Raw genomic sequence first — 21372 nt, 5'->3', positions numbered from 1 at the left:
GCTAACTTCACTAGTTTGAAAGCTTGGTAATTGTCAGGCTTGCATCGCTGAGTTGCACGCCCTGGAGGTCTGATACGACAATCAACTTTAGCTTGGTACCAGCTGTGGCCCGCATCATCCGTGAATATGGCAGCGTCGAACGACGGACACCAGCTTGGTTAGATGACCACGTGCCCTCTGGACGATCACCGTTCACATCATTAACAATTTGGTAAATGTTACGCATCGGCGAGTTGTCAACGGTACGAATACTGGAACGGATGAAATACACACCGTCGCTTGGAATGGTATACGTGTGATTCACTGGATCCCAGGTGCCACCGCCGGTATTCGTGGTGATCGTTGTCATCGGAATAGCTGTATAAGTGTCAGCATTAACATTCACCGCCGTGATGTTACCATTACCGACACCGATCGAGCCAGCAAACATCGTTTCTTGCGGCAAACTTCTCCACGCAACATCACAATCTGCCGCTGATTTTTTCATCAGTACCTGACCAATTGACCCACCAGCCGGAATATTTGATCCGGTAAACGTCAGTCCAATATTTGGTGTACCATTACCCGTAACGTTGAGCTTGGTCGAACATGGCTGAGTACTATTTGTCACATTGACTGTTGCATTTGCACCAGCTTCACCCTTTTGTCCTTGAGGACCAGCGTCGCCCTTCGGGCCTTTAGCTCCAGGTGCACCGGCATCTCCCTTAGCTCCTTGCGGGCCGGCAGGGCCAGTTTCACCCTTAGCCCCTGGCTCGCCTTTGTCACCCTTAGCACCCTGAAGACCCTGTGGCCCCGCTGGACCAGTGTCACCTTTATCCCCCTTAACACCTGGTATACCCTGGGGACCGGGCAGGCCCTGAGGACCTACTGGGCCGGTGTCGCCCTTGTCGCCTTTTTGACCTTGAGTACCTGTCGCTCCAGTATCACCTTTAGCGCCTTTGAGTCCTTGCGGGCCGGCGGGACCGACTGGACCGGTATTACCTTTGGCTCCCTGAGGACCTGCAGGACCTTGTGGGCCATCATTACCTTTTTCGCCTTTCTCACCTTTTTGGCCTTGGGGACCAGCTGGGCCTTGCGGGCCGGCAGGGCCAGTTTCACCCTTTTGGCCTTGGGCACCGGCAGGCCCCTGAGCACCTTGTGCGCCCTGGGCACCCGTTGCACCAGTGTCACCTTTTTCACCTTTCTCACCCTTGTCACCTTTATCGCCTTTAGCACCAGCGTCCCCCTTTTCGCCTTTAGCGCCGGCATCGCCTTTGTCACCTTTTTGTCCTTGCTGGCCGGTGTCGCCTTTGGGACCCTGTGGGCCAGCCGGACCGACGACACCATTGGCATCGCCCTTCTCGCCCTTGTCACCCTTTTGGCCCCGTGGACCAGCTGGACCCTGAGCACCGATGTCACCTTTTGGCCCGGTCGCACCGTTTTTACCATTCGCCCCATCACGGCCGTTAGCTCCACGCTGTCCTGTACTTACGCCGTTTTTACCGTCTTTACCAGCGGCTCCGGCCTCACCAGTGTCACCTTTGTCACCCTTGTCGCCTTTCTCGCCCTTATCACCTCGCAACTCAGAAAGAGAGACAATATCCTGCCAGTCGCCGTCCATAAACTGCCACTGCACCTTGCCATTGCTTTGGCGCAGGCTAATCTGATCTGGACGAACCCCCTTGTAAAAGCGATTACCGCCGCCCCACGGCCACCACCACAGCAGTAGAATGATCAGTATCGTGACGATAAATAAACATATTACCAGTTTACGACTCGCATATGTTTTATCTGAGCGCTCGTTCATATTGTATTATATCCCCTATTTGATCTTGCTATACGCCTATCTACCGTGATTATAGCATGAGCATATTCTAAAAGCCATAATTTTTATCAAAAATCGCGGGTAATTACGACAGGTCAGCCACAATTAAGTAGTATGGGCTAGTCATTCCCTCGCCATCAACCAACACTTCGCCTTGCTCAGGCTTATCCCCAGTCCCGAGATGGTGTGCATCAGCGTCGACTTGCCCGAACCAGATTTGCCTAAAATCGCTACACTCGCCCCAGTGACCATACACTTTTAACGGCGCGAGCTAGACCGCGCTGATCGCGCCGCTCATCAGCAAAACAATGATCAGACCGCCTAGCCCGACTCGATACCAAATAAATAACGAGAAGTCATTCCGCGCCACAAACTTGAGTAGCCATGATATCGCAATGTAGCCGACCACAAACGACACGATGGTCGCAAGTCCCGTCGCTACCCAGCCAACGCCGCCAGCAATGTGCTTTGAGGCAGTCAGCATCTCCAGCAGCCCCGCCGCCACCAGCGCCGGAATACCGAGGAAAAAGCTCAACTTCGTCACCGTTACTCGGTCAAATCCCCGCAGCAGCCCCACCGAGATCGTTGCTCCCGACCGACTGATACCCGGTATCAAGGCCAGGCACTGCCCCACACCAATCGCCAGCGTATCTCGCCACGTCGTTTGCTGCTCGCTGCGGTGACTGGCCTTTTCTGAACGCTTATCAGCCCACCACATTACCAGACTCCAGCCAATCAACGCTACCGCCACAAACCACAAGCTACGCAGCACCGTCTCGACCTGATCCTTAAACAGTAGTCCAATCACTGCGATCGGCACCGAACCAATGATAATCGCCCAGCCATACACATAATCAAACTGTCGCCGTGCCCGCTTCCACCACAGCCCGCGCCACCACGCGCTTAGCACCCGCCAAATATCGCTCCAAAAATAGATGATAGCTGCCAAGATCGCGCCGATCTGAATTACTGCCGTGAACGCCGTCAGACTCGGATCGTCAATTCTCATCCCCATCAATTTCTCGACGATCGTCAAATGTCCCGTCGAAGAAACCGGCAGAAATTCCGTCACGCCTTCAATGATGCCGAGGATGATCGCCTGCCACCACGCCACTACTTAATAGCTCCTTCTCATCCCTTCAGTGTAGCAGCTCAGTAAGCATTCGCCAACCTCCGCGTTCACTATGCGTTGCTTGATTGTGGTGCGGGCGATGGCGACAGCGGCCCAGACACGTGCAATCGCACAAACCCGAAGCAGTTGACATCAAGCTCTGGCGAAAAGCCAAACCACGTTGTACGACAGCGACTACGCTGGTTTTCAACTCTGAGCACGAGCTTATCACCGTCACGCACCGCCGACACTTTTGGCTGCTGGCGCTTGCCCTTGAGGTCTATATAGCGCAGTTCAACCTTGATATCACCTCGGGTCGTATCCCCAAAATGTAACGACACATCCTCGCCCTCGACGTGGACATACTTCACGCCCTTCATATCACTTGGCAATTCAACCGGCACGACTTTTGTCAAGCGCTCCTCGTCACGTGCTAGCTCATTCGCCATACCTACACCAAACAGCGTCATTCCCGAAACCGATAGTGCTCCCACAACTAGCGCCACCACCGTCATAACCACCGATAGCCGCTTTAATGTCCACGTGAAAGCGCTGTGGCTCAATATCGCGCCCAGCCATACCGCCGCCACGCCACCAACGAGTAAGGATGCCCACAGACCCCACGCCCACGGCTGTGCATAGAATCCATCAAGCAGACCAATCACCGCGATGCCACTGACCGCCCCCACGATGAGTGCAATAAATAATCCCAGCGTTACCATGAGAATACCAACACCAAGAATAAATCGAAATACTTTTGCTGCCGTATGACCCGTGTTACTATTCCGCCCTACGGATGGCTCATTCCGACTGGCCTGACGCTTCAGCGAATCAAACGTTACCGCCTTGCCGCGCATCTGGAGCTTATCAGAGGCAGTCCGCGCCTCTGGAACTGACAGCCACATCACAATATAAATCAGTACCGCTGCACCAAAGGTAATAAATGGCGAAAAAATGAACAATAATCGTACCCACAAAGGATTGGTTCCCCAATAGGCAGCAATGCCTGCACATACGCCACCAATCAGCGCATGCTCCGTATCACGCATCAGCCGTCGCTCCGAACGCTCTGAACGCTCGGGCTCGTCATCGGTCTCCACCACCTCGTCATCATCCGAAAAATCACGCGGTTCGCCCATTTGTTTCTGCACCGCCAAAACATCATCGTGACTAATGACACCGTCCTTCGACACACCGCGCTCCGCCAAAAGCTCCACCATTCGCGCTTCAATTTCTTGCATGGCTTCCGGCTCGGCATGCATGTTTTTCTGAATTAAATTAAGATATTTCTCCAATGATTTTTTGGCATCAACTTCCACGCTAAACGGCGTCTTTGCCAAATGAATTCTGGTTATTTCTTTCATCGCTTTGCTCCTTTCTCGAGATCTTTTAGCGAAGTGTTCAACATTTTTATACGATTTTTCAATTCATCCACCAGCTGCGCGCCCACGTCAGTGAGCGAATAATATTTGCGCGGCGGACCTTGCTCGCTTTCCTGCCATTCGTGCTGCAAATAGCCGTATTTTTGCAAGCGGCTGAGCAGCGGATAAATCGTACCCTCCACTACCATTAAGTCCGAATCACTCAATTGCTTGACGATGTCGCCGGTATATTGCGGCTGCTTAGCACACACCAGCAGTACACAATACACCAGAAAGCCTTTGCGCAGCTGAATCGCCAAGCTCTCCGCGTAAGCACTAACGTCCATACTTCCCTCCTTTCGGTACGGTCGAATGTTCAATCCGCCCGTCTTTAATTATAATCTGATGATCGCATTTTTTCGCCAAATCAGCGTCGTGTGTCACCACAATCAACGTCACACCCTTTTGCTTGTTATAATCAAACAATAATTCTTCTACTTTCGCGCCCGTTTCACTGTCTAAGTTACCAGTCGGCTCGTCAGCAAAAAGGATTTGTGGATCACCGACAATTGCCCGAGCAATCGCCAAGCGCTGCTTTTGCCCGCCCGACAAGTCTTTGGCGCGATTCTTGCGCTTATCGTACAAATCCACCGCCTTAAGCGCCGCGTTGATTTTATGCACTCGCTTTTTCCGTGGCAGCCGCGCAATTTCCAGCGGCAAACTGACATTGTCAATCACGCTTTCATTGCCCTGGACGAAGAAACTCTGGAAAATAAAGCCAATTTTTTTAGCACGGAATTCATCGACACGCTTTGGCTTCAGTTGCAAAATATCTTGTCCATCGATAATCACTTGACCTTTCTGCGGCTTATCCAACCCTGAAATGGCATGCATCAATGTCGATTTTCCTGAGCCGGATTTTCCTAAAATTGCCACGCTGGCTCCTGTTGGAATGGTTAAGCTGACATTTTTCAGGGCTATGAATTGGTTTTTCTTTTTACCGTAAATCTTCGTCACATTTTTCAGTTCAATCATGATACTTCTCCTATTCAGTCCTTAATGCCTCAATTGGGTCTAGCTTTGTTGCTTTGCAGCTCGGCAGCCAGCCAGAAATTACTGCCATCACCACTAGTCCAAATACCAATAGCCCGATTTGCAGCGGATTGATAACCAGTAGGTTTGTCCCTGCCCCCAATCCCAAAGCATTAGTAATCATAGGGTTTAACAACGTCACCAAACTTGCCAGCCCAACACCAATCAAGCCACCTAACAAACCGACCCATGCCGCCTCATAGCGGAACAACTTACCAATATCACGACCACGCATCCCGAGCGCTTTCATCAAACCAATTTGACTGGTTCGCTCCAGTACCGAAATATACATAGTGTTCACAATTCCAAACACACTAGCGAGCAGCGCCAATCCGCCAAATGCCGCCAGCGCCACCTGCGCTACATTAACCATCGTTAGTAGCGCCTTCCGAATATCCTGAATTGAGTATGCATTATAATCTTTGCCGATCACGTCTTTAGCAGTATCAACATTGCTCTCGTTATCCACCATAGCAATCGCCGTTGAGTACTGGTTTGGCTGGCTCTTGTCATGACTGAATTCATAGATAGCCTTAGCATCAGCCGTCGAGATTCTCAGCATTGGCTCATAAAACAAAATGGTGTCTGATTTTTTGTCGACTGCCGCAATCTTGAACGACACCTCTTTGGCGACATTACCACCCTGCGCTGCACTACGCACACCCAAGGTTATTGTTTGGCCAATCGCCGACTGCGCATCTTTGAAACCCAACTGTTTCACATAATCATTCGGGATGATAATCTCACCTGGCTTTGGCATAAAATCTTCCAAAGTTCCCGCCGCCAATTCTGCCCGAGTCCTGTCCATTTTGACAGCCACTGTCAATGCAAATTTTTTATCACTGGCTGAGCTTTTAGCATACGCCACGCCATCAGTTGAATATGCTGGCGTTACCGTTTTTACGTGCGGTGTTTGTCTGATCTTCTCCAGGTCCTTGTCGTTGAGCGAATATTTGCTGCGTGCAGCCAATGCTTTATTCTTGTCAGCCTCTTCTGCCGAACTACCATATTCTGGTAATTCCTCTTTCTTTTCCGACTCCACCTTTTTACCAACCATGATTACTTTTTTATCACCAGCCGCATCAACGATACTGTTAGTATACAGCCGACCACCCTCACCAGCCATCAGGGCCAAACCAATCGTGAACGCCCCGACGGAAATCGCCAATGCCGTCAAAATCGTCCGACCCTTTGACTGGCGAAGGTTTCGCCTCGCCCGATTGATGATATCGATTCTTCTCATGCTATACTCCTTATAGTTTTGTTATGTATAGTACTATGTTATACAAGGTACTATAAAAAGTCAAGTACTTTTGACTGATTTGCTACCTAAATAGCTGTCTACCTCTTAGATTTCTTTGGTTTTTTATTTTGCTCTTACAGCATAAGGCATAATCTCTCGTCTCATTCCTCGTCGTATTCGTCCTCAATTTCCTGGTCCAAAATCTCTTCAATCACGTCCTCCAATGTGATGATGCCCAGCTCCTTCTCATCATCCATCACCACAAACAAATGATTGCGGGTTTGGATAAATCGGCTGAGCACCGTGTCCAGCCGCGACCGCGCATCAATGTCATGGATCTTATCGCGGTACAATTGACTGATTGGCAGTGGCAGCTCGCGCCCCACTACATCTTTGACATACAAAATTCCTACCAGCCGCTCATCATCACACACCGGGATCCGCGAATGCCCAGCATGCTTGATCTGTGCCAGCAGTGTCGCATCCAACTCATCATCCAACTCCACCGTAAACACCTCATCCATCGGCGTTACCAAATCGACAGCTGTCTTTTTACTGAATTGCAGCGCGCCCGAAGCAATCCGGCTTTCATCGTAATCAACCGGACTGTCCGACCGCTCAGCATGCTCGTGAATGATCTGTTCCAACTCCTGATGCGAATACAGCTGCGGCGTTTCCTTGCCTAGCCAGCGATTGAGCAGCTTGGACATCGGCTTCGCCAACGGCCAAAATAACACATAAATCACATCCAGCAGCCAAAAGAAATGCCGCACAAAACGGTAGCCGCGTTGAGTAAAAATCGCCTGCGGCAAAATCTCGCCAAACATCGTGATCAGTAATGTGGCAATCAACCCGCCAACCACGCCGTTCGTCATATTACCCAGCAAAATCGACATCGCCGTATTGACGCCAACGTTACCCAGCAAAATACAAAAGATCAGATAATATCCATCTTTGCGGTAGCGGTAGACTCGTGCAGCAATTGCGTCGCCCTGCCGGGCCTTGCGCCGCAAATCATCGGGCCGCGCCATCATCAGCCCAATATTAAGACCCGAAAACGACCCCGACAGCACCAGCAGCACCGCCGCCATCGCCAATAATAAAACATCAGACACGGTTACCAGCCGCCGCCTCCGCCGCCTCCGCCTCCGCCGCCAACGAAGCCGCCGCCAGTTGAGCCGCCAGAGGTCGAAGAGTAATCACTGGCGCTACTAGCCACGCTCGACAAGCTGTTCATTCCAGCCGCAAACGCCGCCGCATTGAACGCGCCTTGGCCACTATACCAATCCGGCTGTTCGCCGACCTGCTCATAGTACTTACCCAGCTGCGCACTCCATTCTTTTTCCTGCCCAAACAACACCGCATATGGCAATACCCGCTCGTACAATTTCACCAATTGTTTCTCGTCAGCCGCATCAACTTTTACTTTTTCTGCACCCTCAGGACTCTGCAGCATCTGCAAACGCTCGACCTCAGCCACGCCAATGTACCTCTTCAGGCCCGCCAGATGCCGCCTGAGCGCCAGACCCTTGTCAGTCAGCACCTTACCAAACGACAGATAAAACACCATCCCCGCCAACACCAAGAGCACCGGCGACAACAATAGCACCGCAAAAATACTGATAATTATCGCGTACCGTCGAAATCGTCGGGTATGCTGCGGCTCGCGCGCTTGCAAACCATAGTCGTCAATGAGCCGCCCCTTCATTTGCTTTGCGCTATAGCGTACTCGCGCCGCGTATCGCGCATTGTTACGCAGCGTTTTTAGATTTAACCGCTTACCAACTTTCGGCGAGGAGCCAAATATATTCCTCAGCATTTCTTGCTCCTCGGCCAGGAGTTTGCCCGGAGCTTGTATCACTTTCACTTCGTACTCGGCTGTTCGCCATGTCGTACGCGGCTTCACCTCGATAACCTGAATGTAGTGGCGCACCGCCAGGTCTATCATTTGTGCCGCCATCACCGACCCCTTGACCATATGAAACGGCTGCACCAGCTTGGCCGACGTCGTCACGCTCGTACCTCGCGGTGGCAAATACTCCGGCGGAATTGGCTCCAGTTCTTTACGGCGACCAATCGACCGATAATAAGCCACGATGATCACCCCCACCAATATCAGCGCCACCGCCAGCAACACCAATTGTAATTTCGCCCACCAATCAATCAGCTGTTCCATGAATGACATCTGATACGCCGCAAACGTCCCCGGCGCAAACCCGACCGCGATCGTCACGCCCGCCTTCTTTGGCAGTGCACGGGCTGTCGCCGTCAACGTATCGCCCTGTTCACGCACCTCGCAGCGCTGGCTACTGCCGAATATTCCCTGATAACACTGGAGGCCCGTTTGCTTAGCATCCACCAGCTCGGGACTCAGCTTGAGCGTCACCGATGCTGACTGAATTGGCACCTGCCAAGCAGTGCCGATCGCATCCCAATAAAACTCCTGTTTACCCGTATCGTGATATAATTTCGTCACGTCCCGCTGCGTATAGGTAATGACATAGGTCTTTTTGCCCTTGACGTAGGTGTCTTTGTTGCCAATTCTCAGCTCATCATTATGCCACCTATACTCCAGCGGCGCACCCCGCTCATCCGTCACTGACTCCAGCGTAAAGTGAGTCGGATGTCCGTTATACTTCTTGACAAACACTGGTGCAATGCCATGGTTCTGCCGCGGCGGAAAATCCGCAGTAATGGTCAATTTGGTACGCAGTGTCGAACGCTGTTCACTATCACGCCCCAGTTCCATGTCGACAGTATAATTACTAATCGTAAAGTTATTTGCCGCCTGTGCCGTTGACCCGAACCCAACCAACAGCACAATCACCGCGACCATCCCAAAGAAAAACCGCTTCATATGTTAATTATATCACTTATTACTGATGCGCTTTTAATAATATTATCGCCAATGGCCTTGCAAAGATGAAGTATTTATTGGATAATGGAGAACGATGTTCAAGGATACGCTGCTAACAAGAGATGAAACCCCGACGCCCCCAGAGACCTCGACGTCCTCATGGGAAGTGGACTCGCCCGATGGCTGTGACGACCCAGGTCAAGCAAAGAAGCTCTACCATAATGCTCATTCGTGGATAGAAGAACTAAGGAGCAGGACGGAACCCCCGGCCTACCCACTCCGTGCCCTAATGGATGTGGTCAATGTGGCTGATTTACTCCGTGAAAAATATCCAGAGGAAGCATACGCTCTCGAGGACGCGCTCAAGGAATTGGAGCGTAAACCTGGTGGGCTTTCTAAAGAAATGCAAAAGCGTCTCGGCCGAGTAACTCTAGCAATATATAACTTTTATCATCCAAAAACTGACGCTACACCAGCAAAAACGATCATGGAGCAGTTTAACCAGCAGAACTTACCAGTGCAAGATGATATCATACTCCAAGGGTTATCTGAAAGTGGGTCTCAGCGACTGATGCTGAAAAAAGTACGGAAACAAGCACGTCAAGCTGTACAGAAGAAATTAGAAAAAACGACGAGGCAGCGCATATTTAGAAAGCAACATACACTGTCACGCATACTATATTGCATCTTTCGTAACATATTTTAAGTAACAAACTGTCGCAAATATCGCCCCAAGACTCTACCGCAGCGCCACAACTGTATACGCTAACTCACCCTTTGGCGTGCTGATCGTTACCGTATCACCAACTGTTTTTCCCATCAACGCCTGGCCAATCGGCGACTCATTCGAGACCTTCCCTTCTAGCGGATCCGCCTCGACCGGCCCAACGACGGTATAAACCACTGTCTTACCGTTCGCCTCCAGCTCCACTGTACTACCCAGCACCACCGTCGAACTACTGCCAGCCTGAATGATGCTCGCATTCTGCAAAATTGTTTCAATCTCGGTGATGCGCGTTTCTAGCAGCCCTTGAGCCTCGCGCGCTGCGTCATACTCTGCATTTTCGCTCAAATCGCCAAAATCCCGCGCTGCCGCGATTTTATCAGCGATCTCACCGCGCCGACTTTTCAGCTCGTCTAGCTCTCGTTCTAGCTCACGTTGGCCACTCTCAGTAATCTGATATACCTTATTCATGTTACTCTCCTCACTCCATATATAGCGTCTACAAAAACAAAAAGTGCTATATATAGCGCTTATCCATATGGTTATTTAAGTCTCTACGAGTATAGCAATCACCCAAAACCATGTCAATACATGGCGGAGCCCCTGGTGCAATCCGGCCTCCGTCGCACATATCAGACAATGTGATCACCCGCGCTCCAAACAAAAGGCGACGAGTTGCTGATAATCCAGCTTCTTCGTCTCGCCAGTCGCCCGCTCGGTCAGCTCAAATAGTCCGTCACCATCAATTGCCCGATCGCCAATCGTAATCCGCCATGGCAGACCCATCAACTCCGCATCGGCGAACTTGACGCCTGGCCGCTCGGCCCGATCGTCCAGCAACACTGCCACGTTCTTTTCCGCCAGCTCGGTATATAATGTACTCGCTAGCTCCTGACCCTTATCACCAATCGCCACCACATGAACCTTGAACGGTGCGATATTCTCCGGCCAGACCAACCCCTTATCATCCGACATTTTTTCGGCAACCACACCCATCACCCGCGTGATGCCAATACCGTAGCTTGCAAGGTAAATCGGATGCTGCTTGCCATCTTCACCGGTGTACATGATACCCATCTGCTCAGCTTTTTCGGTACCAAATTTAAATATATTGCCCACCTCCGCACTGACAACTGGCAGTAGATCATCTCTACTGATACCCAATTCCTTGGTAGCATCATCCAACACCTCTTCGTTGACAGCCACCGTCTGGTCAGCATTGACGTACAGCGTATCCTCACCCGCTTCACATATCGTCTGAAACTCGTGACTAAACTTAGTAAACGCCCCACCGCCAGCAAATGTCACAAATGTACTATCACCAATGCCAAACCGCGCATAGCAGCGCTTATACGCCTCGATAACCCGCTCATAATACTGATCCATGTCCTGCTGTGTGGCGTGCAGGCTGTACATATCCTTCATGACAAATTCACGGCCACGCATAATACCGCTCTTTGATCGCAGCTCATTGCGCAACTTGGTCTGAAACTGATACACACTAACCGGTAGATCCTTATAGCTTTTAACATATTGTTGCATCATTTCCATAATCGCTTCTTCGTGGCTCCAGGCTAACCCCAGCTCAGTGTCGTCTTGCAAGCGAGTTTTGAACCACACATCGACCACTTCATCACTCCAGCGACCAGTCGCCTCCCAGGTCTCGCGGCGCTGCAAATTTGTCATGATCAACTCTTGGCCACCAATCGCATTCATCTCCTCACGGACAATTTGTTTGATGTTTTCCAGCACACGCAGCCCCAGTGGTGTATACGCATATACGCCCGCCATCACCTTATACACAAATCCCGCCCGGATGAGGAGCTGCGCATTTTTCGACACTTCGTCCGCCGGTGCGGTCTTGGCCGTTTTGGTAAATAGTTGACTCGTTCGCATCTTATATTCCTCCAATGAGCGGCAGCAGCGCCGACTTTAGTTGCTCTAAAAGATTTGGATTAACGTATAACGCATAAAAGGCGATGCTGTTTTTCGCGATATGCATCAAAACTGGCACCCAGATCGCGCCGGTATACTCCCGCGCTAGGCTCATCACGATACTCAGCACAAAGGTGTCTACCGCGACCGCCCACTGCAGCGACCCGCTGCCTCCCCACAAATGCGCTGCCCCAAACGTCAGGCTGGTGATCAAAACCGCCATCCAAACTGGTGCCGTCCGCCGCAATTTACCATACAAATAACCGCGAAAGAGTAGTTCTTCCGCCACTGGCGCCAATACTGCTATCGTCATAAATGCCGCGATATATTGCCACTGGGTACCGAGCATTGACTGCGAGAATGGCAGTGCTTGTGGCTGGTGAATATCAATTGCTATCAGTTTAGTCACCACTGTTAAAAACACCGCTGAACAAATCGTGTATACAATAAAGGCTGCCGGTGTAATCACCACGTCCCACCACGACGGCCAATCGGTCACTCCCATTTCTTTCAGCGTCGTCCGGCGGCGACGGACATAAAACGGCAGGCCTACCACCAAGGTCACCGCCAGTACATACACAACGACCGAGCCCGTCGCGTTCAGCAGCACCTCATTCACCGAACCAAGCGGCACGCCGACCCGATGCAATACCCACACTAGGCCAAGTACAATTAACTGCGCCATCCAAAACGCCGCATACGTCCACACTGGCAGCGCGATGAGCAGCCACCAATTATTTTTATTCAGCCGCCCCTTTGTCGACTGGGTTTTTTCACTTCTCGCCCGCTTTCTCATATTTTATCCCCTTAATACCTTCGTGATGTCACTCCACGTCACTAAAACCGTCAGCGCCATCAGTACCAAAAAACCAATGCCCTGAATCGTTTCCTCACGCTCTTTGGTCAATTTTTTCTTGAATAATTTAAAGCCCGCCATTGTGAACCACCGCCCGCCGTCCAGCGCCGGAATTGGCAGCACATTCATCACCGCTAGCGTCAGCGAAATGATTGCCGCCAGCAATAAAATCTGCGTCACACCAGAACTCAGCACTGACGGAAACAGCACACCCAAGATACCAACCGGCCCGGCCACGCTTTCACCAACTGCCGCTAGATCAGCCTTGGCCGCCTGGCGAGATTCTGGCGAGCCAACTAATTGCCCGACCGTCCCGTTAATCGTTTTTATGAGAATTGAACCAACGCCCGCCACCGTCTCATACGTCAATTGCCCCGTGGTCACCACTGCTGCGATCGGCGCCGACCAAGTACTGTGAATCGTTTCTGTCTGTTGCGGGCCGACACCGAGATAGCCGCCATTTTTTGCTTGGTCGGCAGTTTGCAATTTAACCTGCTTGGTGAGTGTCTGACCGCTGCGCACCAGCTCAATCGTCACCTCGCGACCAGCCTGTGCTTTCGTCGCTGCTGACAGTTCGGCTGGTGTTGCCACATTATGATCGCCGATCTTTCGCACCTCATCGCCACGCTGAAGGCCAACCTTTTCTGCCGGCGAGCCTGGTGTCACTCGCGCCACCGTCAGTGTTGAACGCTCCACCCGTGAATCAAATGGCAGCACTGCCTGCTGTGGTAAAATTTTTGGCATCCCCACGAGCGCCAATATTATGAACAGCACGACGGCCGTCAGCCAATTCATCATCACGCCGGCTAATAAAATCTTGGTCTTTACCCAAAAAGTAGCGCCGCCATACGTCCCCGCGCCTTCGGCCGAATCGTATTCACCCTTCAGCTTGACGAACCCGCCGAGCGGCAGCCAGTTTAGACTAAACACCACATTCTTGCCGAGAAAGCTCTTTTTAGGCCGCCATTTTTTCGCAGCCGGTGGGAAGCCGATACCGAATTCCTCAACCACCACACCATTGCGCCGCGCCACGATCGCGTGCCCCAATTCATGCACCACTACCAATAAAACTAATATGATCAGCCCAACCAAAATTCCAATGAACACCATTATTACCCTCCAAAGCGCCGATTACGTTTTTTGTACTCCTCCAGAATGAACTCCACATCTTTTGTTGTCATGTCTGGCCAGTTTTTCTCGATGAACATTAGCTCGCTATATGCCGCCCGCCACAGCATGAAATTACTCAATCGCTGTTCGCCGCTTGTTCGCACGATAAGGTCACACGGTGGCACTTCCGGTGCATACAAGTTCTGAGCGATCAGTTCTGGCGTCACCTCTTCGGCTACCACACCCGACTGAACAATTTTTTTAACCGCATCGGCAATTTCCAAATGCCCGCCGTAATTAAGGCACAAAAGCAGCTCGCCGCCCGTCAAATTCCGCGTTCGCTCCTCGGCTCGCTCAATCGCTTTTCGCAAGGTCTCTGACAACCCCTCGCGTGAACCAATCACCCGCATCCGCACATTGTGCTCCAAAAATATTGGCACGTCTGACTCCAGCACCTTGAGCAGCAAACCCATCAAATGCCCGACCTCCTCCTCGGAGCGCTTCCAATTTTCTGTACTAAACACATACGCGCTGGCATACTTCACGCCGCGACGCAACGTCTCCAGTAGCACATCCTTCAGGCTGTTGTATCCCGCAAAATGCCCCTCATAAGCCGGCAGCCCGTGTTTCTTCGCCCAGCGGCGATTACCGTCAACGATAAAGCCAACGTGCCTCGGCAATTCTGTTTTTTCACTCATGTTTCGCCCTCCACTCATCAATCAACCTCACATCCTGTATATCTTTTTCGCGCCCGCGCCAGTTTTTCCAGCGCCGCAGAAAATCTAGATTGACAAACTTCACACCGTCATATTCCACCGCGTAGTCTAGTAACTCGTCGTACTCAACGACTCGCCCATCAATCTCCCAGCCATCCCAGATCTCGGCCGATCCATCACGCTTCACCAAATACTGGCGTTGATTTTTATCAAGCTTTTCGGCCCAGCCACCACTACGAGCAATTTCTTCTAATACCGCTTGACCTGCCGCCACATCAATATCAGCAGACTGACGGATTCCTAGTTGATCCAAAATACCGCTGCCAATGATAATCATCTGATCCAGCGGCAGCCCTAACTCTTTTACGCGCTCGGCAAATGTCTGACTCATCAAACCGTCAACACGTCCTTTTCTTTTGCCTTAAACGCTTCGTCAATTTGTGCCTGCACCTTACTCATCAGCGCGTCAATTTCTTTCTCAACCCGCTTGAGATCGTCCTCGCCGAGTTCCTTGGCATCCTTCATCCGCTTGGCCTCTTTCAATGCGTCCTGCCGAATCGTCCGCATAGCGATCCGCGCTTCTTCGACCTTTTCACTGACTTGCTTGACTAGTTGCTTGCGGCGCTCCTCAGTCAGCGCTGGCACTGGCACGCGCACCACCCGTCCATCATCGGACGGATTAAAACCCAAACTCTGGTTGTCGCGAATCGCTGCCGAAATTGCCGTAATATTATTCGGATCAAACGGCGTCACCAGTAACATCTGCGCCTCCGGTGCTGTCACATTTGCCACTTGATTGAGCGGCATCCGCGCCCCGTACGCCTCCACCATCACGCCATCCAGCATCCCAGCATGCGCCCGGCCAGTCCGTACTTTTTTCAGCTCGTCCTGAAAATGACCAAACGCCTGCGCCATTTTATCCTCATATGGTTGTGTGTCAAACATATTTCCTCCCGTTATCTGTCATCCATTATAACAGACTAGTGGCAAGGTTGTCTGCTTGACTTATCCAAACATTCATGCTAAAATTAAAACGTTAACGTATAACTAAACAAAAACTTAGAAGATGGCCTACGATATTGAGCGACTAACGCAAACTGGAGAGACGGAAGCGTCACCGCTTAGTCCTGAGGAAGTTGCAGCACGCAACGGTAACTATAATGCAAAACTTTACGGTAATCTCCCGGATGGTATCAACGAGCCTACTGGCGACGTGAAAACACCAGGCGACCAAGATGAAAGTCGTCAGTTCTTCGGTGAGGCTACCGCGATCGCCGCTGAAAAAGACAACACTCTTGATGCCGATAAGGAACACCCCGACGGCTTCAAGACCGTAAAAGTTAGATACGAGGGACAAGAATTCACCATCCGCCGTGCAGAAGACTGGTATATGGAGGAGCACCCCGAAACACCACGAGTAACCATTGAATTTCCGCCAATGCCTATTGATTACTTGGGCGTCACTGGCACTCACCATGTCAAGCTCATCGAGAGCGCGCCCGACACGTGGGAATGTGTCATCAAAAACGATATTACTAGTGGCAGCGAGCAAGACCTACCGCCCGAATATAGAAATATGCAACGTCCCCTTTCGCTGCATGAAACCCACATTAAACATAGCATTCTCTCTCATCCAGAGCTCATCGATCCAGAAGACCAAAAAAATCTCCAACGGGTAGCCGATCCATATGCGGAACTAACCTCGCCAGAAGCCGCGTGATATAATTATCGTTAGTGATAACACACATTAAACTATATCATTTTCGCTCCTACAGCCTCTATGAGACAACGCTCGCACCGGGCGGTACCGTCATCATTGGACCAAACGGTACCGGCAAGACAAACTTGCTCGAAGCGATATACGTCGCCCTCCGCGGCAGTAGCTTTCGCGGCAGCCTCACTGATTGCATGCAGCACGACCAAGCGCAAACCATCATCCACCTCGAAACCGATAACACCTCTCGGCGCCTCCAACTTCTCCGCACGGCTGACGGCACGATAAATAAAGAATTTACGATTAACGATAGCCGCAGCAAACTCCTTCCCCGTAAACATCGCCTGCCGGTCGTTCTGTTTGAGCCGAGCGAGCTACGACTCATCTCTTCCTCGCCATCGCGGCGGCGGGATTTTCTGGATGGTATGCTGTCGCGACTGGATGCTCAATACGAAGCCACGCTCCGTGCCTTTCATCGAACCTTGCTCCAGCGCAATGAACTACTAAAACATCCCCACGAGACGACCCAAAACTGGCGTGATCATCTCTTTGCCTGGGACATTAAGTTCGTCCAGCTAGCGACCCACATCGCCCAAGCCCGCGCTGAGTTCCTGGCTAAACATGAGATGACGCTGAGTAATGTATATGCAGCGCTGGCAGGACGCAAGACAGCTTTTATGGCCGCCTATCAAGCCAGTGTGTCGCTTGATCAATATGAACAAGCACTTCTCGACCACCTGCAGCGCGCCCGCGACTATGAAATCACCACAGGCCACACCTCGGCCGGCCCGCACCGCGAAGATTTTGCGATTTTCCTCCATAATCAACCAGCCATCAAAGTCGCCTCGCGCGGCGAAATGCGCACCATTATGCTGGCTTTCAAACTGCTCGAGCTGGAACTGCAAACAAAAGCTAGCCGATCACGGCCGCTCATCCTGCTAGACGATGTCTTTTCCGAACTAGACGCAACCCGTGAAAAACTTCTCCAAGAAACCATCCAACATCATCAATTCGTGGTCACCACCACCGACGCCCGCCACCAGAGAGATGATTGCCGGATAATCTCAACACGCTAAAATCCCGCCATTTTGGCGGGATTTATCATGCTGAGCCAAAGCGTAACGATGTTACTCGCTCACGCCCAGCTCAATTCGCCTGAACTGACGCACCACGATGTTCTCGCCGAGTTTAGCGATCGCTTCCTTAATATGCTGCTCAACTGTCTTAGAATCGTCCAAGATGTATGCCTGGCTCATCAATACCTGTTCGACAAAGTGCTTTTTCAATTGACCTTCAACGATTTTTTCACGCATTTCTTCAGGCTTGCTTGCCAATGCCTCGCTGGCCATTAGCTCTGTCCTAACCCGCTCCATTTCCTCAGCCGGAATATCCGCCTCAGAAACATACTTCGGACTCATGGCCGCAATCTGCATAGCGATTTCGTGCGCCAACGTCTTAAAATCATCCAGTCGCGCCACGAAGTCGGTCTCACAGTTCACTTCAACCACCACGCCAATTCGGCCCGAGTGCACATAACCCTCAATCAAGCCTTCGCGCGCCTCGCGGTCGCCTTTTTTCTCAGCCTTGGTCAAGCCTTTTTTACGCATCGCCTCCAGCGCCTTGTCAAAATCGCCATCAGTCTCGACCAGCGCCTTCTTTGCATCAGTCAAGCCCACGCCAGTTAATTCGCGCAGTTTTTTAATGTCATCGACAGAAACTCCCATCCTATTTCTCCTCTTTTTTCACTGGTTTTTCTTCAGCCTTCACGCTACCCGCGCCCTCAGCTACGGCCGCCGTGAAGTAGTCCAGCAGCTGCTGGATACTCTTGATCGCATCGTCATTGCCCGGAATGACGTAGTCGATGCCCGTTGGATTAACATTGGTATCAACCACGGCAAATACTGGGATGCCCAGGGCTTCCGCCTCGCGCACCGCATTCGCGTCAGTCAACGCGTCAACCACGACCACGGCGCCTGGCTTACCCATCAAGTTCTTGATGCCACCATATTTGAAGTTCAAGTTATCAATTTCTTCTTGAAAACGCTGCACCTCTAGCTTGTTGTAGCGCTTCTCGAGATCACCCGAGGCCATACGCTTCTCGAGGCTCTTCAGCTTCTTGATCTGCTGAGCAATTGTTGCACCATTGGTCAGCATACCGCCAATCCAGCGCTCAACCACGTACGGCTGGTTGATGCTCTCGGCCGCTTGACGTACCACGTCCTTGGCTTGTTTTTTCGTACCGACAAATAGTACCTTCTTACCGCTAGCGGCGATTTTCGTCAACTCCGGCAGCGCCTTCTCTAGTGCCTCAGCCGTCTTTGCCAAATCAATAATATGACTATCCTGGCGTTTTGAATGAATATACGGCGCCATCTTCGGGTGCCAGCGGCTGGTTTTGTGTCCAAAATGAACACCAGCTTCAAATAAAGCTTTTATGTCTACTGTTACAGACATTAGGTTACTCCTTTTCCTCGCCCGCCGCTTTTGGAGCTGCGACGGGCTGTGTCGTTATATTTAGTTACCCCGTCATTTTAACACGAGTCGACACCAAAAGCAACCGATTACTGAGCAGGGCGAGACGCCATGAACTTGTCTAACTCTTGCTCAAGCTGGAGTGCCTCATCGCTTGAAGAAGAGAGCTTTTGAACAATAAGTCGATCCTTCCCCGGTTTCACAACCTGCATCTCGACAGATTGACCATTCTCCTCTGTCGGATCGTTACGACGTAATTCTGACTGAACGACATCACCACTCGTTTGAGCAATCTCAAAATAGTTAATTGCGTCGCCATCCACAAAAGCACCAAACACACAGTTTTCACCCCACGCTAAGTCCTTTGCAGTTATATCTGGCGCTGACTCCTCAATAAGGTTTCCCACTACTTTAAACAATAAGATCGAGCCAACCTTTGGCCCATCTCTCCCAACGGAACCAGGTCCATAGGCATCAAGCGCCACAACTGAAGTATTTACTTCCATTGGCACAACAAAAGAATCGTCGGCAACACGTTCGTGGGGGCTAAACAGTTTTACATTAACAGTATCGCAAACGCTAGGAGATAGCTCCACTTCAAAGGCCTTTTCAAGCGCCCTACTAAGACGCGATAATGGGTTATCGCTAAGAATGTTTATGTTGCTCTTCTCGCAGCCATCCGGGTGATCTAGTATTTCACCAACAACTTGCGCCTTTTCTTTTTCCTTATTGCGCCGAAACGCCTCTTCTGTTAATCGGTTAAAGTTGTGTTTACCCCAAATCGTTGGCTGCTTTCCCTTATCCATGTCGTATAACTCCTTGGTTTCTTAGATATCGGAGTCAACTATACTCTCTCTCTCTTGATTTGTCAAGTACATAACAATATTTTTTAATAATTTACAAGCATAATTGTTGAACAGCCCTTACCAAACAGCGGGGGGCAGCTCCATCATGCGACTACGCTGACGGCAGTATTTGCAATACCCGTGCTTTTTTGCTAAAATACCAAGGTTATGAAAAGCAGTATTCACCCACAGAACTATCGCCCGGTCGTATTTAGCGACGATCAAGCGGGCTTCGCGTTCTTGACACAGTCAACAGCGCAAACTACGGATACCATCGTTTGGGAAGATGGCAAAACTTATCCACTCGTCAAGGTGCACATCTCTAGCGCCTCGCACCCATTCTTCACCGGCGAAGAAAAGATCATCGATACCGAAGGTCGTGTTGACCGGTTCAAGGCGCGCCAAGCAGCCGCCGAGGCTCGCAAGACAGCCCTAGCAAACAAAGCCAAGAAGGCTGCCGCCAAAAAAGCCGCCAAGGTAGCAGATGATGACGCAACAGACGACACGAAGAAGAAAGCAACGACGTCTAAAGTAAAAACTAAGAAGGTTAAGAAATAGCCCTAACTCATTAATACTTTTGATATCGCGTAATAAGCTCCGCCAAAGCGGAGCTTATTACATTAGATTGAATTTAAGTTATGCTGTACTAACTCTTTCTAGATTTTTCTAGTTTACGGTCAAAGTGCTCCATCATGTGCTCAAGTCTCAATAAATGAGCAAACTCCCCTACATCCTCTCGATATAGAGTACCCGGTTTCCGCACTCCATTTTCATCAGTAGCAACATGTTCAGCAGTACCATCTGGAGAAAACCACCATATTTCACCATCAGTTTTTGTAACCACATGGTCACCAGTATACTCGCGGCCGCTCTTCTCCCTTTGTAAGTGATTCGTAAGGCGCACTTCCTTGATCACACCCGTTCTAGGATCATAAGAGGTTGACACACGAACACGCCTAGGGTCGGAATCAGTACCTCCAACATCACGTGTCTCAACCATGCCAATAATTTGCCCGCCATCCTCTTGCTTCGTCGCAATAAAATCACCGTAGCACGAAACTTGCTCTACCTTCACATTTTGATCTAGAGACGGAAGGTCGTACATAGCTGGTAGCCATTGCTCTGTCGACTTGTCGCCTTTGTCCCTTCCCGACATATACTCACTGGCATTTGTAAACATCTTAGCGACAAATTCAGGGGACCCCACCTTTGTCTCTGGGAGGCCTGAGCCATCTTTCAGTTCTGCTATACGCGGCCCCTGAAGGGCCACCCTCGCCAACTTCCTTTCTTCTTGCTGGCGTGTATGTTCTGCATTTTCTTTTAGTGCCTCTCCCCAGGCTGTATCTACATCATGAACCCGCCCAAAGTTTGTCCCGAAGGTTTCATTGACCATACGTCGTGTTGCTCGTAATAATTTGCCCATACTTTTTATTTTCCTTATCTTTGCTACTGCAATACGTGATGTACCAATGGTCTACATATTACTCTATTTTTCTTTATTTGTCAAGTATTTTATCATACTATCGGTATTT

At 50.7% G+C, this 21372-nt stretch carries 23 protein-coding genes and 1 pseudogene; 4 read left to right on the top strand and 20 right to left on the bottom strand.

Going from position 1 to position 21372, the window contains the following annotated elements:
- Positions 1 to 10: 10 nt before the first annotated feature.
- From FBF29_01115 to FBF29_01075, 9 genes and pseudogenes are all read right to left on the bottom strand, one after another.
- Positions 11 to 1786: a hypothetical protein gene (locus FBF29_01115; GenBank protein QJU07302.1), complete on the bottom strand. Its 1776-nt coding sequence runs from the start codon at positions 1784 to 1786 to the stop codon at positions 11 to 13.
- A gap of 103 nt (positions 1787 to 1889) precedes the next feature.
- A pseudogene (locus tag FBF29_01110) lies at positions 1890 to 2056 on the bottom strand (ATP-binding cassette domain-containing protein).
- A 19-nt stretch (positions 2057 to 2075) separates the two neighbouring features.
- Positions 2076 to 2918: an undecaprenyl-diphosphate phosphatase gene (locus FBF29_01105; GenBank protein ID QJU07301.1), complete on the bottom strand. Its 843-nt coding sequence runs from the start codon at positions 2916 to 2918 to the stop codon at positions 2076 to 2078.
- 68 nt (positions 2919 to 2986) lie between these two features.
- Positions 2987 to 4279: a PspC domain-containing protein gene (locus tag FBF29_01100; GenBank protein ID QJU07300.1), complete on the bottom strand. Its 1293-nt coding sequence runs from the start codon at positions 4277 to 4279 to the stop codon at positions 2987 to 2989.
- Entirely contained in the window at positions 4276 to 4623 is a 348-nt protein-coding gene (locus FBF29_01095; GenBank protein ID QJU07299.1) for a PadR family transcriptional regulator, read from the bottom strand. Before FBF29_01095 ends, FBF29_01100 begins: the two co-directional genes overlap by 4 nt.
- Complete coding sequence (locus FBF29_01090) at positions 4613 to 5311, bottom strand: ABC transporter ATP-binding protein (protein ID QJU07298.1); 699 nt, start codon at positions 5309 to 5311, stop codon at positions 4613 to 4615. Before FBF29_01090 ends, FBF29_01095 begins: the two co-directional genes overlap by 11 nt.
- 10 nt (positions 5312 to 5321) lie before the next feature.
- On the bottom strand, positions 5322 to 6611 hold the full coding sequence (locus tag FBF29_01085; protein QJU07297.1) for an ABC transporter permease: 1290 nt from the start codon (positions 6609 to 6611) through the stop codon (positions 5322 to 5324).
- 161 nt (positions 6612 to 6772) lie between these two features.
- Positions 6773 to 7726 carry a DUF21 domain-containing protein gene (locus FBF29_01080; GenBank protein ID QJU07296.1) on the bottom strand — a complete coding sequence of 318 codons (954 nt, stop codon included), beginning with the start codon at positions 7724 to 7726 and terminating at the stop codon, positions 6773 to 6775.
- 2 nt (positions 7727 to 7728) lie between these two features.
- Positions 7729 to 9468: a DUF2207 domain-containing protein gene (locus FBF29_01075; GenBank protein QJU07295.1), complete on the bottom strand. Its 1740-nt coding sequence runs from the start codon at positions 9466 to 9468 to the stop codon at positions 7729 to 7731.
- Between the two features lie 94 nt (positions 9469 to 9562).
- On the opposite strand from FBF29_01075, the gene FBF29_01070 reads away from it, so the two are divergent.
- Positions 9563 to 10174 carry a hypothetical protein gene (locus FBF29_01070; protein QJU07294.1) on the top strand — a complete coding sequence of 204 codons (612 nt, stop codon included), beginning with the start codon at positions 9563 to 9565 and terminating at the stop codon, positions 10172 to 10174.
- Between the two features lie 33 nt (positions 10175 to 10207).
- Here the strand turns inward: FBF29_01070 and greA are convergent, their stop codons facing one another.
- The 7 genes from greA to FBF29_01035 all read right to left on the bottom strand — a co-directional run bounded on the left by greA (position 10208) and on the right by FBF29_01035 (position 15754).
- Complete coding sequence (gene greA / locus FBF29_01065; GenBank protein QJU07293.1) at positions 10208 to 10663, bottom strand: transcription elongation factor GreA; 456 nt, start codon at positions 10661 to 10663, stop codon at positions 10208 to 10210.
- A gap of 174 nt (positions 10664 to 10837) precedes the next feature.
- Positions 10838 to 12088 carry a prolyl-tRNA synthetase gene (locus FBF29_01060; GenBank protein QJU07292.1) on the bottom strand — a complete coding sequence of 417 codons (1251 nt, stop codon included), beginning with the start codon at positions 12086 to 12088 and terminating at the stop codon, positions 10838 to 10840.
- Position 12089: 1 nt separating this feature from the next.
- A complete protein-coding gene (locus tag FBF29_01055; GenBank protein ID QJU07291.1) occupies positions 12090 to 12923 on the bottom strand; it encodes a CPBP family intramembrane metalloprotease in 834 nt (277 codons plus the stop codon).
- A gap of 3 nt (positions 12924 to 12926) precedes the next feature.
- Positions 12927 to 14093: a PDZ domain-containing protein gene (locus FBF29_01050; protein QJU07290.1), complete on the bottom strand. Its 1167-nt coding sequence runs from the start codon at positions 14091 to 14093 to the stop codon at positions 12927 to 12929.
- A gap of 2 nt (positions 14094 to 14095) precedes the next feature.
- The gene (uppS, locus tag FBF29_01045) at positions 14096 to 14791 is read right to left on the bottom strand and encodes a di-trans,poly-cis-decaprenylcistransferase (GenBank protein ID QJU07289.1); all 696 of its coding nucleotides are present in this window, start codon (positions 14789 to 14791) and stop codon (positions 14096 to 14098) included.
- On the bottom strand, positions 14784 to 15200 hold the full coding sequence (locus FBF29_01040) for a hypothetical protein (protein QJU07288.1): 417 nt from the start codon (positions 15198 to 15200) through the stop codon (positions 14784 to 14786). Before FBF29_01040 ends, uppS begins: the two co-directional genes overlap by 8 nt.
- Positions 15200 to 15754 (bottom strand): ribosome recycling factor, encoded by a 555-nt coding sequence (locus FBF29_01035; protein ID QJU07287.1) that lies wholly within the window; start codon positions 15752 to 15754, stop codon positions 15200 to 15202. Before FBF29_01035 ends, FBF29_01040 begins: the two co-directional genes overlap by 1 nt.
- A gap of 121 nt (positions 15755 to 15875) precedes the next feature.
- Here FBF29_01035 and FBF29_01030 point away from each other — a divergent pair, with 121 nt between their 5' ends.
- Together FBF29_01030 and recF are read left to right on the top strand one after the other, a co-directional pair.
- Positions 15876 to 16529 (top strand): hypothetical protein, encoded by a 654-nt coding sequence (locus tag FBF29_01030; GenBank protein QJU07286.1) that lies wholly within the window; start codon positions 15876 to 15878, stop codon positions 16527 to 16529.
- A 14-nt stretch (positions 16530 to 16543) separates the two neighbouring features.
- Entirely contained in the window at positions 16544 to 17599 is a 1056-nt protein-coding gene (recF, locus tag FBF29_01025) for a DNA replication and repair protein RecF (protein ID QJU07285.1), read from the top strand.
- Positions 17600 to 17650: 51 nt separating this feature from the next.
- On the opposite strand, the gene tsf is transcribed toward recF, so the two are convergent.
- From tsf to FBF29_01010, 3 genes are all read right to left on the bottom strand, one after another.
- Positions 17651 to 18247 carry a translation elongation factor Ts gene (tsf, locus tag FBF29_01020; protein QJU07284.1) on the bottom strand — a complete coding sequence of 199 codons (597 nt, stop codon included), beginning with the start codon at positions 18245 to 18247 and terminating at the stop codon, positions 17651 to 17653.
- Position 18248: 1 nt separating this feature from the next.
- Positions 18249 to 18977: a 30S ribosomal protein S2 gene (rpsB, locus tag FBF29_01015; GenBank protein ID QJU07283.1), complete on the bottom strand. Its 729-nt coding sequence runs from the start codon at positions 18975 to 18977 to the stop codon at positions 18249 to 18251.
- 107 nt (positions 18978 to 19084) lie between these two features.
- Positions 19085 to 19801, bottom strand: coding sequence for a hypothetical protein (locus tag FBF29_01010; GenBank protein ID QJU07282.1), 717 nt, complete (start codon positions 19799 to 19801; stop codon positions 19085 to 19087).
- A gap of 207 nt (positions 19802 to 20008) precedes the next feature.
- On the opposite strand from FBF29_01010, the gene FBF29_01005 reads away from it, so the two are divergent.
- Positions 20009 to 20398, top strand: coding sequence for a type B 50S ribosomal protein L31 (locus tag FBF29_01005; GenBank protein QJU07281.1), 390 nt, complete (start codon positions 20009 to 20011; stop codon positions 20396 to 20398).
- 88 nt (positions 20399 to 20486) lie between these two features.
- On the opposite strand, the gene FBF29_01000 is transcribed toward FBF29_01005, so the two are convergent.
- Positions 20487 to 21263, bottom strand: coding sequence for a hypothetical protein (locus FBF29_01000; GenBank protein QJU07280.1), 777 nt, complete (start codon positions 21261 to 21263; stop codon positions 20487 to 20489).
- Positions 21264 to 21372: the final 109 nt, after the last annotated feature.

It is taken from the genome of Candidatus Saccharibacteria bacterium oral taxon 488, assembly GCA_013099015.1.
Taxonomy (GTDB): Bacteria; Patescibacteriota; Saccharimonadia; order Saccharimonadales; family Saccharimonadaceae; genus Nanosynbacter.
Note: the sequence above shows the minus strand (reverse complement) of the source record. Positions and strands in the feature narration are given on the sequence as shown.

Bases quoted from the DNA above. Each gene is read 5' to 3' on its own strand.
- FBF29_01115 (QJU07302.1), bottom strand. From the start codon at position 1,786: ATGAACGAGCGCTCAGATAAAACATATGCGAGTCGTAAACTGGTAATA.
- FBF29_01100 (QJU07300.1), bottom strand. From the start codon at position 4,279: ATGAAAGAAATAACCAGAATTCATTTGGCAAAGACGCCGTTTAGCGTG.
- FBF29_01095 (QJU07299.1), bottom strand. From the start codon at position 4,623: ATGGACGTTAGTGCTTACGCGGAGAGCTTGGCGATTCAGCTGCGCAAA.
- FBF29_01090 (QJU07298.1), bottom strand. From the start codon at position 5,311: ATGATTGAACTGAAAAATGTGACGAAGATTTACGGTAAAAAGAAAAAC.
- FBF29_01085 (QJU07297.1), bottom strand. From the start codon at position 6,611: ATGAGAAGAATCGATATCATCAATCGGGCGAGGCGAAACCTTCGCCAG.
- FBF29_01075 (QJU07295.1), bottom strand. From the start codon at position 9,468: ATGAAGCGGTTTTTCTTTGGGATGGTCGCGGTGATTGTGCTGTTGGTT.
- FBF29_01070 (QJU07294.1), top strand. From the start codon at position 9,563: ATGTTCAAGGATACGCTGCTAACAAGAGATGAAACCCCGACGCCCCCA.
- greA (QJU07293.1), bottom strand. From the start codon at position 10,663: ATGAATAAGGTATATCAGATTACTGAGAGTGGCCAACGTGAGCTAGAA.
- FBF29_01060 (QJU07292.1), bottom strand. From the start codon at position 12,088: ATGCGAACGAGTCAACTATTTACCAAAACGGCCAAGACCGCACCGGCG.
- FBF29_01055 (QJU07291.1), bottom strand. From the start codon at position 12,923: ATGAGAAAGCGGGCGAGAAGTGAAAAAACCCAGTCGACAAAGGGGCGG.
- FBF29_01050 (QJU07290.1), bottom strand. From the start codon at position 14,093: ATGGTGTTCATTGGAATTTTGGTTGGGCTGATCATATTAGTTTTATTG.
- uppS (QJU07289.1), bottom strand. From the start codon at position 14,791: ATGAGTGAAAAAACAGAATTGCCGAGGCACGTTGGCTTTATCGTTGAC.
- FBF29_01040 (QJU07288.1), bottom strand. From the start codon at position 15,200: ATGAGTCAGACATTTGCCGAGCGCGTAAAAGAGTTAGGGCTGCCGCTG.
- FBF29_01035 (QJU07287.1), bottom strand. From the start codon at position 15,754: ATGTTTGACACACAACCATATGAGGATAAAATGGCGCAGGCGTTTGGT.
- FBF29_01030 (QJU07286.1), top strand. From the start codon at position 15,876: ATGGCCTACGATATTGAGCGACTAACGCAAACTGGAGAGACGGAAGCG.
- tsf (QJU07284.1), bottom strand. From the start codon at position 18,247: ATGGGAGTTTCTGTCGATGACATTAAAAAACTGCGCGAATTAACTGGC.
- rpsB (QJU07283.1), bottom strand. From the start codon at position 18,977: ATGTCTGTAACAGTAGACATAAAAGCTTTATTTGAAGCTGGTGTTCAT.
- FBF29_01010 (QJU07282.1), bottom strand. From the start codon at position 19,801: ATGGATAAGGGAAAGCAGCCAACGATTTGGGGTAAACACAACTTTAAC.
- FBF29_01005 (QJU07281.1), top strand. From the start codon at position 20,009: ATGAAAAGCAGTATTCACCCACAGAACTATCGCCCGGTCGTATTTAGC.
- FBF29_01000 (QJU07280.1), bottom strand. From the start codon at position 21,263: ATGGGCAAATTATTACGAGCAACACGACGTATGGTCAATGAAACCTTC.